Origin of the sequence: uncultured Blautia sp. (assembly GCF_902497045.1) — a bacterium.
GTDB lineage: Bacteria > Bacillota > Clostridia > Lachnospirales > Lachnospiraceae > Blautia_A.
Window position 1 is genome coordinate 1 of record NZ_CABVDF010000065.1, and the last position, 12751, is coordinate 12751.

The 12751-nt window shown below is 43.0% G+C and carries 17 protein-coding genes; 1 reads left to right on the forward strand and 16 read right to left on the reverse strand.

The annotated features are described in order from the left end of the window. The 6 genes from RDS42_RS06610 to RDS42_RS06635 all read right to left on the reverse strand — a co-directional run. Positions 1-382 (reverse strand): signal peptidase II (locus tag RDS42_RS06610; protein ID WP_308782935.1); only part of this gene is annotated, 382 nt, incomplete at its 3' end. Then, positions 379-1473, reverse strand: coding sequence for a 3-dehydroquinate synthase (gene aroB / locus RDS42_RS06615; protein WP_308782936.1), 1095 nt, complete (start codon positions 1471-1473; stop codon positions 379-381). The genes aroB and RDS42_RS06610, both read right to left, overlap by 4 nt. Positions 1474-1497: 24 nt before the next feature. Next, positions 1498-2250, reverse strand: a complete 753-nt coding sequence (locus tag RDS42_RS06620) for a YlmH/Sll1252 family protein (RefSeq protein ID WP_308782937.1) — start codon at positions 2248-2250, stop codon at positions 1498-1500. Between the two features lie 6 nt (positions 2251-2256). After that, on the reverse strand, positions 2257-2892 hold the full coding sequence (locus RDS42_RS06625; protein ID WP_308782938.1) for a cell division protein SepF: 636 nt from the start codon (positions 2890-2892) through the stop codon (positions 2257-2259). A gap of 30 nt (positions 2893-2922) precedes the next feature. Beyond that, on the reverse strand, positions 2923-3615 hold the full coding sequence (locus RDS42_RS06630) for a YggS family pyridoxal phosphate-dependent enzyme (protein WP_308782939.1): 693 nt from the start codon (positions 3613-3615) through the stop codon (positions 2923-2925). A gap of 17 nt (positions 3616-3632) precedes the next feature. Then, positions 3633-5102 carry an HlyD family efflux transporter periplasmic adaptor subunit gene (locus tag RDS42_RS06635; protein ID WP_308782940.1) on the reverse strand — a complete coding sequence of 490 codons (1470 nt, stop codon included), beginning with the start codon at positions 5100-5102 and terminating at the stop codon, positions 3633-3635. A gap of 193 nt (positions 5103-5295) precedes the next feature. On the opposite strand from RDS42_RS06635, the gene lexA reads away from it, so the two are divergent. After that, complete coding sequence (gene lexA / locus RDS42_RS06640; protein ID WP_308782941.1) at positions 5296-5916, forward strand: transcriptional repressor LexA; 621 nt, start codon at positions 5296-5298, stop codon at positions 5914-5916. A gap of 98 nt (positions 5917-6014) precedes the next feature. Here lexA and rsfS read toward each other — a convergent pair whose 3' ends face one another. From rsfS to RDS42_RS06690, 10 genes are all read right to left on the reverse strand, one after another. Next, positions 6015-6383 carry a ribosome silencing factor gene (gene rsfS / locus RDS42_RS06645; RefSeq protein ID WP_308782942.1) on the reverse strand — a complete coding sequence of 123 codons (369 nt, stop codon included), beginning with the start codon at positions 6381-6383 and terminating at the stop codon, positions 6015-6017. Beyond that, positions 6380-6976: a bis(5'-nucleosyl)-tetraphosphatase (symmetrical) YqeK gene (gene yqeK / locus RDS42_RS06650; protein ID WP_308782943.1), complete on the reverse strand. Its 597-nt coding sequence runs from the start codon at positions 6974-6976 to the stop codon at positions 6380-6382. The genes rsfS and yqeK overlap by 4 nt, the downstream gene beginning before the upstream one ends. A 1-nt stretch (position 6977) precedes the next feature. Continuing rightward, positions 6978-7616 carry a nicotinate-nucleotide adenylyltransferase gene (gene nadD / locus RDS42_RS06655; protein ID WP_308782944.1) on the reverse strand — a complete coding sequence of 213 codons (639 nt, stop codon included), beginning with the start codon at positions 7614-7616 and terminating at the stop codon, positions 6978-6980. Positions 7617-7638: 22 nt separating this feature from the next. Further along, on the reverse strand, positions 7639-7929 hold the full coding sequence (yhbY, locus tag RDS42_RS06660) for a ribosome assembly RNA-binding protein YhbY (protein ID WP_308782950.1): 291 nt from the start codon (positions 7927-7929) through the stop codon (positions 7639-7641). A gap of 29 nt (positions 7930-7958) precedes the next feature. Further along, complete coding sequence (gene obgE, locus RDS42_RS06665; RefSeq protein ID WP_308782945.1) at positions 7959-9245, reverse strand: GTPase ObgE; 1287 nt, start codon at positions 9243-9245, stop codon at positions 7959-7961. A gap of 68 nt (positions 9246-9313) precedes the next feature. Beyond that, entirely contained in the window at positions 9314-9601 is a 288-nt protein-coding gene (rpmA, locus tag RDS42_RS06670; RefSeq protein WP_022067452.1) for a 50S ribosomal protein L27, read from the reverse strand. Positions 9602-9605: 4 nt separating this feature from the next. Then, positions 9606-9926, reverse strand: coding sequence for a ribosomal-processing cysteine protease Prp (locus RDS42_RS06675; protein ID WP_308782946.1), 321 nt, complete (start codon positions 9924-9926; stop codon positions 9606-9608). Between the two features lie 12 nt (positions 9927-9938). Then, positions 9939-10244: a 50S ribosomal protein L21 gene (gene rplU / locus RDS42_RS06680; protein WP_308782947.1), complete on the reverse strand. Its 306-nt coding sequence runs from the start codon at positions 10242-10244 to the stop codon at positions 9939-9941. A gap of 160 nt (positions 10245-10404) precedes the next feature. Next, complete coding sequence (locus RDS42_RS06685; protein ID WP_308782948.1) at positions 10405-11499, reverse strand: hypothetical protein; 1095 nt, start codon at positions 11497-11499, stop codon at positions 10405-10407. A 19-nt stretch (positions 11500-11518) separates the two neighbouring features. Then, positions 11519-12541: a hypothetical protein gene (locus tag RDS42_RS06690; RefSeq protein WP_308782949.1), complete on the reverse strand. Its 1023-nt coding sequence runs from the start codon at positions 12539-12541 to the stop codon at positions 11519-11521. Positions 12542-12751 lie beyond the last annotated feature (210 nt).

The following is a 12751-nucleotide window of genomic DNA, read 5'->3' on the forward strand; positions in this document are numbered from 1 at the left end:
CGTAGAGCAGACGGTCAATAAAATTCCCTAAAGCTCCTGCCCACAGAACAGCTCCGGTAATTATCAACGGCAGATAATATCTGTTTTTTGGAATCCTTCTGTACGCATATATAAGAAAAGCAAAAAACACCATACAAAGCAGGAGAAAAATCACCTGTTTTCCCTGGAACATACCAAAAGCCATTCCGCGATTCTCCAGGTAAGTAAGCTCCAGCACTCCCGGAATCAGCGAAATGCTTTCAGATCCTTTTAAAGCCGTCTCAGCCAGATGTTTTGTCCATTGGTCAAGAATAGTGAGGACAAGGATCCCCAATGCCCACAAAATCCCACAGAAGGGCTCTGGGAAGGTACTGGTATTTCTGTCTTTCTGTTCAGGCCTCATAAAAGAACTGCCCGGATTCCGTCAAGAAGCTCCTCATCCGATACACTTTTGTCTATAAAACTGTGTCCGATGCCTTTCATAAGGATAAATTTGATCTTTCCACTTTCCATCTTCTTGTCATTTTTTGTAGCAGACAGCACCTGTTGTGGATCCAGCCCCTTTACTGCCACAGGGAGCTCAAACATCCGGCAGCCGTTGAGAATCTCCTGATATTCCTCTTCTGTGAGAAGACCACGTTTTTTTGAGATCTGTGCCGCAGCTGCTGTTCCTATTGCAACACACTGACCATGCAGAAGCTGGAAATCCATCAGCTTTTCTACTGCATGGCCAATGGTGTGTCCAAGATTCAGAAGCGCCCGTTCACCCTGCTCTTTCGGATCTCGCTCAACAACTCCCGCCTTGATCTCACAGCACCTGCGGATCACTGCTGCAAGTGTCTCATTATCCAAAGCATGGATTCTGTCATGATCTCTGCATACAGAACGGAAAAATTTCCCGTCGCAGATCAGCCCGGTCTTCAGAACCTCTCCCATACCACAGGCAAACTCTTTTTCCGGAAGGGTTTTCAGGGTCTCCATGTTCATATATACCAGTCTTGGCTGATGAAAAGCACCTACCATATTTTTGTACTGCTGGAGGTCTACGCCGGTTTTACCGCCGACACTGCTGTCTACCTGCGCAAGCAAAGTTGTGGGAATCTGTATAAAATCAATCCCTCTTAAATAGGTAGCCGCAGCAAAACCCGTAAGATCCCCGGTCACACCGCCTCCAAGAGCGGCCAGAACCCCTTTTCTGTCTATTTTATTTTCAATAAGGAAACGATAGAGTGACTGGACCGTGTCAAGATTTTTGTTTACTTCTCCTGCTTCAAATTCAAAGATCAGGACTTTTTCAGAAGCTTTCTCCAAAAAAGCTTTTGCCTTCTCGGTATACAGCGGAGAAACGTTGCTGTCTGTAACAATGCAGACAGTCCTGCTGTCCAGGCCTTCGGCTTTCAGTGCATCTGCCAATCCGTCAAAACTGTTTTCGAAGTAAATAGGGTAAGAAAAGTCTCCTTCTCTTTTTACCTTTAAAATATTTTTTTTCACCATTAATCATCCTCCCCTTCTATGAAATCAGACATATTTCAAAAGGCTCACACCAGTTCTGCCTTTTTTCGTCTTTCTTGAGACCTTCTCAAACAAAAAACGTCCTTTTCCACGGACTGAGATAATGTCTCCTTCTTTTGGTTCATATCCGTTAGAGGTAATCAGCTTTCCATTGACAAAAACCTGCCCGCCCTCTATAAACTGAACCATACTGCTTCTGGAAGACTGAAAAGCAATCGATATCAGAGCATCCAGCCGTACAGAGGAACATGTTCCGGAAACAGGCGCAAACCTGGGTTCAGGAAACTCCTCCGGATTCCATACTCTGGAAACAAGAACCGTTGTATGTTTCACGCGACAAAGGTTTTCCTCAATAAAATCTGCAATCTTTTCCTGGCAGAACACCCACGCCGCATGCTCCTGTACAAGGATATCTCCGATCACAGATCTTTCTACCCCCAGTCCCAGGATTGTTCCAAGGTAATCTCGATGGCTGAGTGCTTCAGAGAATTTAACTGCCTTTGGTTCAATCTTCAGACAGCATATGGGGTATTCCCATGAAAAAGCAAGAGCATCAGGATGAAATGCAATCATCTGACGCTCTGCCTGGTCATAGCCTCCGAAGCTTTCCATGACTATTCCTGGTAAGTGTGCAGCCTGACTTTTTACCAGATTCTGTTCGTTTAAATTAAGAAAATCCGAAAAGGTGACAATATCTCTCTGATAAGAGAGATTTGCCAGTTCCCGGATTCTCTTAATGAAAAAATCATCTTTTTCCATAATATATCAATATCCTGCTCTTACAGACGGAGCAGATCCTCCAAGGATATTCTGCAGGTCACCTGTAATGTCCACATTAGCCGGTCCCAGAACAAAAATGTAGCTGGATACCTTCTGAAGGCTTCCGCCCAGAGAATAACATGCACCTGAAGTAAAATCAATGATCCTCTGTGCAAGTTCAACATCGATTCCCTCAAGATTCAGGATCACCGTAGAATTATCTACCAGAGTATCCGCGATCTCACGGGTATCTTCCATAGAAGAAGGTTTGATTACGCAGACCTCCATGTTTACAGAATTCGGACTTCTTCTGCTGCTTCTCATTGGAGTGATCTTAGAAGAGCTTTTTACCGGCCGGTCCTGTTTCACCGCAGCAGTTCTGACTGCCGGCTCCGGCTTTGATGTGAATTTCTTCACTTCCTCAGCCAGTTCTTCCTCCATATCGTCATAGTCATCATAATCTGCTGACTCTTTCTTCTTTCCGAATTTCTGGAAGAATTTCTTTACCGGTTTTTCATCCTGGTCATCATCATCCAGAAAATCCTCATCAGATTCATCCATGATGTCGTCATCCAGGAATTCTTCCTCATCATAGTCATCGTTCAGTTTTACAGCATCCAACAGCTTATCTAAAACACTCATTTTAATCTCCAATCTTATTCATTCTCATCGTTATCGCACATAGTTTCTTTCACCAAAGATACCTGTACCAACACGAACCATAGTTGCGCCCTCCTGGACTGCCACCTGATAATCCCCGGTCATGCCCATGCTCAAAACGCTCATACTAACATTATTAATGTTTTTTGCCTCAATGTCAACACTTAATTTTTTTAATTGTCGGAAAAACATCCGGTTTTCTTCTGCATTTTCAACGAAGGGAGCAATGGTCATAAGACCGCATACCTTAATATGAGGAAATTCTGCGATTCTTTCAATAAGCGGAAGAACCTCGTCCATTTTCAGACCAAATTTACTCTCTTCTTCCGCCACATTGACTTCCAAAAGAATCGGAACCTGTACCTCATGTTTGGCAGCCTCCTGTTCAATGGTCTGTGCAAGACGAAAAGAATCTACCGAATGTATCATAGCTGCTTTGTCTACAATATATTTCACTTTGTTTCTCTGCAGATGTCCGATCATATGCCAGCGGATATCTGCAGGAAGCTGCGGATATTTATCCATGATCTCCTGTACTTTGTTTTCACCGAAATCTCTGGCACCGGCATCGTAAGCCTCCTGAAGAAGCTCTGTCGGCTTGGTCTTGCTTACAGCGATCAGGGTAACCTCCCCGGGATCACGGCCTGCCGCCAGGCATGCATCCCGGATATTTTTTTTAACCTGTTCCAGATTTTCTGTTATCATAAAATTCAGCCTCCAGACTAATATAAGATTTCCTGTTCACTGACCTTATCGGCATTACGGACAATATGATCGTAACGGGAAAGACCGTAGACAGTATTTTTTGAGACAATTGCATATTCTTCATTCTGATCCAAAAGTTCAATATGACGAAAAACAGCATATCCCTGGTTGGTGCAGTATACCCCTTCCAATACGCCGATATCTTTAATGACGAATCGGCTCTGATCTTCAGGACAGACCGCCACATCTCCCTCCTGGAGTCCCTTTTTATCAACAAAATACAGGTATTGTGTGGGCACAGAAACCACTTCTGCTGCTTCAGCTCCCTCATCACTGTTTTTAGCGGCCATCTTTTCCTGTGCTTCCTTCTGTGCCGCTTTCATAGCCTCTTCATCTTCCGTCCTGGCGTAGATATCTACAGGCACAAAGGATGACGTAGAATTTCCATTTTTGTCAGATCCTTCTATCATAAGACCTGTCTTCTGGGTTTTCGGATCTGTTGTCAGATATTTATCCGGTATTTTGTATGCTTCCTTGGTAACAATCGAAGATAACGGGATTTTAAGACCTGTAACCGTATTTGTCACAAGCTCGATCTCCAGAAACCGGTCTGCGGCATATCGGATGAGCCCTTTGTTAAAATCGATTTTTCCATATTTCTGACCCTCAATTTCCACAATAGAAAAATCACCGCTCTGGGTCATATCATCCTTCAGAAATTTCACTCTTACTGCAGTACGGTCTGCAAGCTTTGCCTCCTGCTTACTGCTGAGAGGAATCAAAAGGCTCCATCTTTCATCTGTGATCAGTGTATATACCGGATCACCGGTCTGAATCGAACCATCATTTTTCAGGTCTGTTTCATGATAAGCGTTCTGATCAAAATCTGCAGCAGTGAGAGTAGACACTGTTTTGTCTTCGTATCCGTCCATGGAATAAAGAACGATTCCGTCTCTGTCTGTTTTTGTGATCTTCTGTCCACCTAAAGTCGTAACACCTGACTGGGAAGAGCCTGCGTACTGCAGGATGTTTCCTTCCAGGTTATATTTAAAGCTGTATGTATTATTAAATTTACTGGAATTAAAACTTTTTGAAAAACTCATCATGTCGTTCCGGATATTTAAGATTTCTTCAGCCGTAAGTTCTGCTTCATTATCCGAAGGCATGGTGCTTCCTATACCATAAATAACGCCATTGGCATTGATTTTGTTTCCCTCTTTGGCATAATAGGTAATATATCCGTCTGTATCTGCTTTATAAACGGATTCTTCCCGTACCGCCAGGCCGGTATAAGTTTCATTGCGGGAAAGAGGTCCTGAAATAACCTGATAGGATTCCACCTTATCAGAGGTCAGGTAAAGGATTGCGCTGAAAATCATATACAGCAGCAGCACTCCAAAAAGCATTGTTCCTATATTCAGTCCAAATATACTTTTTATTCTCGACAGAAGCCCGGGGCTTCTGGGAGATCTGTTTTTATCAGGCAAAAAAATGCCTCCTTTTAAAAAACTTTTTCAGATATACCAGGTTATTGTAACATTTTCCACCGGGTATGACAAGGAAAACAAGGATTTTTTTGCATCCTGCGAACGTATTTTCCGAATATCTGTTTGCCATTTTACATAATGTATGTTATAATTAACAAAAATGGACCATACGGAATATTTGGAGGTATACAATATGGCATACGGCAGGATCAGTAAAAAACAACAGGAAATACTTGACTATATAAAAAATGAGATTCTGAACAGAGGATTCCCTCCTGCAGTTCGCGAGATCTGTGAGGCAGTTCATCTGAAATCTACATCTTCTGTCCATTCCCATCTGGAAGCCCTGGAAAAAAACGGCTATATACGCAGAGATGCTACCAAACCCAGGGCAATTGAGATTCTTGACGACCAGTTTAATCTTGTGCGCCGGGAAGTTGTCAATGTTCCGCTGGTGGGAACCGTTGCAGCAGGACAGCCGATCCTTGCAGTAGAAAATGTTGAAGGATATTTCCCGATCCCATCAGAGTTTATGCCTAACGCACAGAGTTTTATGCTGAAGGTAAAAGGTGACAGTATGATCAATGCCGGAATATTTGATGGAGATCAGGTACTTGTGAAACAGCAGTCTTCCGCCGAAAACGGCGATATGGTTGTAGCGCTGGTAGAAGATGCTGCAACAGTCAAAACCTTTTATAAAGAAGACGGCTACTATCGCCTTCAGCCAGAAAACGATGACATGGATCCGATACTGGTTCACGGAAATCTCCAGATCCTTGGCAAAGTTTTTGGCGTATTCCGTTTTTATCACTAAACAGCAAAACCCCGCAGTCTGCATAATGCATAAACTGCGGGGGTTCATTTTGCTATTTTAGTTTACATAATTTTATTATTGTAAATCAAAAACTGTGTTTATTCTTCTGATCCAGCCAAAAATTCATCCATTTCCAGGATTTTTCCATCTCGCCAGATTCTCTCCAGATCATAGAACAGACGGTTCTCTTCGTCAAAAACATGGATGATCATATCGCCATAGTCCATAAGGATCCAGTTTGAACTTTTTGTTCCCTCGATCTGTTTCGGCTCGTATCCGGCCTTTGAAAGCTGTTCGTCTACATTATCTACCATTGCCTGCACCTGATTGGAATTACTTCCGCTTGCAATAATAAAATAATCTGCCAGAACAGAAACCTCATGTATATCTATTACTTTTACATCAATGGCTTTTTTCTCGTCCAGCGCTTTTAAAGCAAGAACCGCCATTTCTTTTTCCATATTCATGAATGAACGCCCCTTTCCATATGTAAGTCCTTATAGTAAATAAACGCATCCTTTGTAGTAAGATCAATATCCTTGGGGTCTTCCTCTAAATATGCCAGAGTATCCTTCAGGATCTCATACATACATTCATCCAGATCCCTGAATGCCAAAGCCCGGATCTTATCAAGATGCTGTGCTTTGTATCTTCCAGGCTCAATATAATCCGCAATATAAACAATCTTTTCCAGAAGGCTCATTTCCGGTTTCCCGGTTGTATGGAACCGGATAGAGGAAAGGATATCTTCATTCTTGATTCCGTATTTTTCTTTTGCAATAAAAGCCCCAAGCTTTGCATGAAGGAGAAACGGATGCTCTTTTTCAAATTCCGTCACTGAAATACAGTTATTTTCACATAATTTCAATTTCTTCTTGTTAGGAATACATTTTGCGCAGTCATGAAGAAGACCTGCTGCCTGTGCATCCTTCATATCATAGCCATGAGCCATTGCCAGGGCCGCGCAGGTATACATGACACCCAATGTATGCTGAAAACGATCCTCATCCAGATATTTCTGAAGCTTTTTCTGCATTTTTTCAAAATCGTACTCTGCCATTTTATCCGATGTCTCCTTCTGATGTAAGATAAATATTGTTTTCCCGGATATAGGAAACAACCGGATCCGGAACATAATATCGAAGGCTTTTGCCCTCATGAAGCCACTGGCGGATCAATCTGCTGGAAATGTCAATATTCAAAGTATCCAGCCGGATAAAACATCCGTGATACTGCTGCGAAAGAAACGTCATCTGCTGATCCAGACTCTTTGCAGGAACATGATCTCTGGCCGCCACCACAATGGTACATGCTCCGCAGATCCTTTCCGGCTTTTTCCATGTGGCAAAATCATAAAGAGAATCTGCTCCGATGATAAAATAATAATCTGTATCCGGATTCTCCTCTTTCAGCCGTTCCAGTGTCCGATAGGTATAAGTATACCCGTCTTCATTCATTTCTATCAGAGAAAGCTCAAAATGAGGATTTCCTGCAATCGCTTTTTTCACCATAGAAACCCTTTGCTCATTGCTGGCCTGACCCTTCCGGTTCCTTTTGTGCGGCGGATTTCCGCTGGGCATAAACCACACACGGTCAAGACCAAGCTGTTCATAGGCTTTTTCGCCGAGGATCAGATGTCCTACATGGATGGGATCAAAGGTTCCTCCCATGATCCCTATTTTTTTACGGTCCGCTCCCATACCAGCACCTCTCTGATATCATTTAAGGAAGAATGATTTTCTTTTTGTCTTTTTTTCCTTCTCTGTAAAGAACGATCTTTCTTCCGATCACCTGCACTACCTGAGCGTGTGTTCTCTCAGCCAGAAGCTCTGCCATCTGACGGGTATCCTCCAGACAGTTCTGAAGAACATTGATCTTGATCAGTTCTCTTGCTGCAAGAGCCTCATCTACAGATGCAGTATTTTCCGGAGTGACGCCTCCCTTTCCAAGCTGAAGGATCGGTTCCATTTTCATCGCCAAGCTTTTCAGATAAGCTCTCTGTTTACTTGTCATCATTATGACCAGCCTTTCTAAAATTACACTTATTTATAATAATCAAAGTCAAAACCATACATACGGACTGTATCGCCTTCCTGGATACCTGCATTTTCCAGTTCGTCCAGAATGCCTCCGTCTTTCAGGAAGCGCTGGAAAAAGGCAAAGCCCTTCTCAGAATCCAGATTGGTGTATCCAAGCATTTTCTCGATCTTTGGTCCTTCCACCACAAATATATGAGGATCATTCTCAGCCTTTGTAATGGTATAAGGAAGGTTTTCTGTGATCAGAACATCCTCAGGGAAGAATTCCTGTTCAAATACGACACGCTCTGCCGGACACTTGTCCAGAAGCTCTTTTATCCCAAAAAGAAGCTCCCGGATTCCCTGTCCTGTGGCAGCAGAGATCGGATATACCGGAATGCCCTTTGGCTCAAATTCCGCCTTCAGAAGAGCTACCGGATCCTCTTCACCGTAAATACAGTCAATCTTGTTTGCCGCGATCAGCTGAGGTCTGGCTGCGATCTCCGGATTGTATGCTTCAAGCTCCTTATTGATCTTATAGATGTCATCAATAGGATCACGGCCTTCTGTAGATGCTGCATCTACAATGTGCACCAGAACTCTGGTACGCTCAATATGACGAAGGAATTCGTGTCCCAGACCCACACCCTCAGAAGCTCCCTCAATAAGCCCCGGAATATCTGCAATGACAAAACCACCGTTCTCTGTATCTACAACACCAAGATTCGGGCTTAGTGTAGTAAAATGATAGTTGGCGATCTTTGGCTGTGCATTGGTGACTCTGGAAAGGAATGTGGACTTTCCTACATTAGGGAATCCTACCAGTCCTACATCTGCGATCACCTTCAGCTCCAGAAGTACTTCCAGCTCCTGAGCCGGCTGACCTGGCTGGGCGTACTTCGGTACCTGCATGGTGGCAGTTGCATAATGCTGGTTGCCCTTTCCGCCTCTTCCGCCTTTTAAAACAATCTGTCTGCGATTGTCTCCGGACATATCCGCAATGACTTTCCGTGACTCCGCATCCATAATAACCGTTCCTTCCGGAACTTTCAGGACGATATCCTTACCATCTGCTCCATGGCAGCGTCTCTTGCCGCCTTCTTCGCCGTCCTGTGCTTTATATTTTCTTTTATGCCTGTAATCTCCCAGAGTATTCTGTCCTTCGTCAACCTCAAAGATAACGTCGCCGCCTCTTCCGCCGTCCCCGCCATCCGGACCGCCGTTTGGTACGTACAGCTCTCTGCGGAAGCTTACATGGCCGTCTCCGCCCTTACCTGAACGGATCATGATTTTTGCTCTGTCTGCAAACATAAGTCGCTCCTTATACTGTAAACAAAAGGCTCCAAACCTGAACGATTTGAAGCCTTACGCTGAACTGATTATTCTGCCTCTACCGGTACGATAGAAACCTGTTTCTTATCGCGTCCTTTTCTGGTGAATCTTACAACACCATCTGTCAGTGCGAATAATGTATAATCTTTACCGCAGCCTACGTTCACGCCTGGGTGAATCTTGGTTCCGCGCTGTCTGTAAAGGATGTTTCCTGCCTTAACAAACTGTCCGTCTGCTCTTTTGGCACCAAGTCTCTTGGACTCAGAGTCACGGCCGTTCTTTGTGGAACCAACACCTTTTTTATGTGCGAATAACTGAAGGTTCATTTTCATCATGTCGTTACACCTCCCTGACTTTTACTTTCAGATACTTTTTCGAATAACTATTCTCAATTTCTGTCAGTCCGAGAACAAGGGAATCCATCAGAAGTGTTCCTCCCTCTGTCACAGGCTCGATGAAAGAAAAAGATACATAACCGTCATTTTCTTTCACGGATATCCTGTCATGGGTGAGTGTCTCAAGAGAGTTGACTGTGTTGATCACCAGAACAGAAACTGCAGCACATATAATGTCCTGCCCTTCCTCTGCATAACCGGCATGTCCTCTTGAAGTAAACTCTGTATAGGAATTGTTCTTCTTCGTGACTGTCACTGTAATCATGCAAACACCAGATTAAGCGTTGATCTTTTCGATTTTAACTTTTGTAAACTGCTGTCTGTGACCGTTTTTCTTGTGATATCCAGTTTTTCTTTTGTATTTGTAAACGATAACTTTTTTAGCTTTACCGTTTTCAACTACAGAAGCGGTAACACTGGCATTTTTCACATCTTCTCCAACTTTTAATCCGTCATTGCTGACTGCGATCACGTTATCGAAAGTTACGGTTTCACCAGCTTCAACACCGAGTTTCTCAACTCTGATCACGTCGCCCTCGGCAACTTTGTACTGTTTACCACCTGTTGCAATAATTGCGTACATCTGTGGCACCTCCTGTAAAATTTACTCGCCAAATATGGTGGACGATGCAAAAGCCTCGTCGCTTCGACCTCTTTGTGCGGCATACTGTTGTATGATAACATGCTTATTTCCATTCGTCAAGGGATGTAATGAAATTTTTTTATTTTTTTAAGCAGCAGGTTTATTTTCTTTTCTGGAGACGCTTACGGCGCATTCCCTTCTCTTCCTTATTCAGAAAAAGATTCATAACAGCATCCGCCACTCCTATTAAAGAAATAAAACTTCCGACCACTATATAAACCAGGTAATCTCTCTTCTGCATCTCCATCACACGAAAACCAGCTGCAAGATATTCCATACATTTTTCTGCAAAAGATACATCATTAAATGTATGATACCAATTCATGATCTCTGCACCGTAGGAAACCGCACTCAACACAGCTGCCAGGAAAACAGAAAAAATTGCCATGACAATCATAATTATGCTGCCTTTCTTTCCCCTGACATCTTTTGTCCATTTATATCCTGCTCTGACCAACTCTCCGCACAGCCAGGAAAAATAAATTGCAGCAAGACCCAGAAATCCACGTGCCACAGCCAAAATAAAAGCGCCAAGAACACTCCCACACAATGCCCCGACCCATCCCGGCAGGCGTCTCTGCATCCGCCTCTCTTCTGTGTCCGGTTCTTCTATTTCTTCATACAGTTTTTCAAGTTCTTCCCGGGATTCGTCTTCATGGATCTCCATCATCGATTCAATAAATTCCTCTTTTGACACAGGATGCTGGCGATTCCATTCAATCTCCCTGTTTACTTCCTGTTCCATGGCAGCCGCACAATGTTCATGAGTATAAAGACAGGTTTTCCGGCCATATAATTTAAATAAAGACCAGACACCCTGACCATACATGGGAAGTCCGCATTTTGGACAAATATCAGCATCTGGAATCTCATATTCATCCAAAACAGAAAGCACATCAAAAAAACAATTTCGAAACTGCTTCATGGTTCCCGGATTATCAATAAATCTCGCTTCCAGAATACCCTCTATAAATCTGATATAGGCAACTCTTCTGTAATTCCCTTCCAGCTCCATAAGCTCCATTTCTATTTGATCACAGAGCTCTTTCTCAAACTTTGCTGAAATGCTGAAGGCTTTGTAGCCATTCCCCTCACACATACTGACTGCATATCTCTCATAAATACCGCAGACCACGCCGCTCTGTACTTCCAGCCCCAGTTCCCGGGCGAATTTTCTCAGACCATAGAATACCATTCTCTTTTCCCCCCTGATCTTATTTTCTTTTGTAAAGACGTTTACAATACACCTGTCGGTCTTCCTCACCATAATACAGATCAAACGCAATATCCAGGATCGGAATCATGGAAACCGGAATAAAAATACACATGCTGCATATAACGCGTACTTTTTCTTCCAGGATAGCTTGTATGCCGGATTGAATATATAATCGACACGCTTCTATCTCTGATATACCTTCCGGAATCATCTGCAAGTGATTTATTTCGATTGCATTCTGAATAATAAAGAATCCAAAAATTCCCAGAACAATAGACATTATCGTCATGGTGACGATCGTAAGGCTGCGTTTTTTTCCATGGATGCCTCCTGTCATATCGTATCCTATTTTTACGATCAGCCCTCCGCAGCATGCCGCTGCTCCTCGACGAGCATTGTTATACGAACCTTCAGACAGCATACCTGCTATAAAAATAATTGTACTGAGAATACAGCCAGCCAGCGCTCCAATCCAGCCTGGAAGATATCTGGCTTTTGAATTTGGCCTGCCGCTTTTTGAAGAACGATGCCTTTGTTTTCTTTTCATCTGGCGCTTTATTTCCAGTTCCAGCTCTGCCATGCAATTTTCGTGAGCATAGATACCACTCTGCAGCGCAGACATCTGATATATAGACCAAACGCCCTGACCATACATAGGGAGTCCACATCTGGGACAAATATCCGCATCCGGAATATCATACTGGTTTAAAATAGAAAGAACGTCAAAAAAACAAGCTCGAAACTGCTTCATAGTTTCCGGATAAGTAAAGAACTTCGCTATCAGGGCACCCTCCCAAAATCTGATATAAATCGATCTCCGGTACTTAGATTCTAACTCAATGAGTTCCATTTGCATTTTTTCGCCAAGATCATCATCAAATTTTGCTGAAATACTAAAAATTTTGTATCTGACATTATCCCACATACTGACCGCATATCCCTTATAGATACCACAGGCCACGCCGCTCTGTACTTCCAGCCCCAGTTCCCGGGCAAACTTTCTCAGACCGTAAAATAACATAAAGTGTTCCTCCTGCTGCCACAAAAGACCTTTTTCTTAGTTTATCATAGAATGCCCTGATTCTCAATCATTCATTTCTATTCCAAATTGCAAGAAATGTTGTTTAAAACTGGTTTTCACACATGAAAATACTGTTTATATGTTTTTTTCTGACTGTTTATTGACACTTTAATATTATTTGAATAAGTTGAAATCGATGTTATGTGACTG

Bases quoted from the DNA above. Each gene is read 5' to 3' on its own strand.
- aroB (WP_308782936.1), bottom strand. From the start codon at position 1,473: ATGGTGAAAAAAAATATTTTAAAGGTAAAAAGAGAAGGAGACTTTTCT.
- RDS42_RS06620 (WP_308782937.1), bottom strand. From the start codon at position 2,250: ATGGAAAAAGATGATTTTTTCATTAAGAGAATCCGGGAACTGGCAAAT.
- RDS42_RS06625 (WP_308782938.1), bottom strand. From the start codon at position 2,892: ATGAGTGTTTTAGATAAGCTGTTGGATGCTGTAAAACTGAACGATGAC.
- RDS42_RS06630 (WP_308782939.1), bottom strand. From the start codon at position 3,615: ATGATAACAGAAAATCTGGAACAGGTTAAAAAAAATATCCGGGATGCA.
- lexA (WP_308782941.1), top strand. From the start codon at position 5,296: ATGGCATACGGCAGGATCAGTAAAAAACAACAGGAAATACTTGACTAT.
- rsfS (WP_308782942.1), bottom strand. From the start codon at position 6,383: ATGAATATGGAAAAAGAAATGGCGGTTCTTGCTTTAAAAGCGCTGGAC.
- yqeK (WP_308782943.1), bottom strand. From the start codon at position 6,976: ATGGCAGAGTACGATTTTGAAAAAATGCAGAAAAAGCTTCAGAAATAT.
- nadD (WP_308782944.1), bottom strand. From the start codon at position 7,616: ATGGGAGCGGACCGTAAAAAAATAGGGATCATGGGAGGAACCTTTGAT.
- yhbY (WP_308782950.1), bottom strand. From the start codon at position 7,929: ATGACAAGTAAACAGAGAGCTTATCTGAAAAGCTTGGCGATGAAAATG.
- obgE (WP_308782945.1), bottom strand. From the start codon at position 9,245: ATGTTTGCAGACAGAGCAAAAATCATGATCCGTTCAGGTAAGGGCGGA.
- rpmA (WP_022067452.1), bottom strand. From the start codon at position 9,601: ATGATGAAAATGAACCTTCAGTTATTCGCACATAAAAAAGGTGTTGGT.
- RDS42_RS06675 (WP_308782946.1), bottom strand. From the start codon at position 9,926: ATGATTACAGTGACAGTCACGAAGAAGAACAATTCCTATACAGAGTTT.
- rplU (WP_308782947.1), bottom strand. From the start codon at position 10,244: ATGTACGCAATTATTGCAACAGGTGGTAAACAGTACAAAGTTGCCGAG.
- RDS42_RS06685 (WP_308782948.1), bottom strand. From the start codon at position 11,499: ATGGTATTCTATGGTCTGAGAAAATTCGCCCGGGAACTGGGGCTGGAA.
- RDS42_RS06690 (WP_308782949.1), bottom strand. From the start codon at position 12,541: ATGTTATTTTACGGTCTGAGAAAGTTTGCCCGGGAACTGGGGCTGGAA.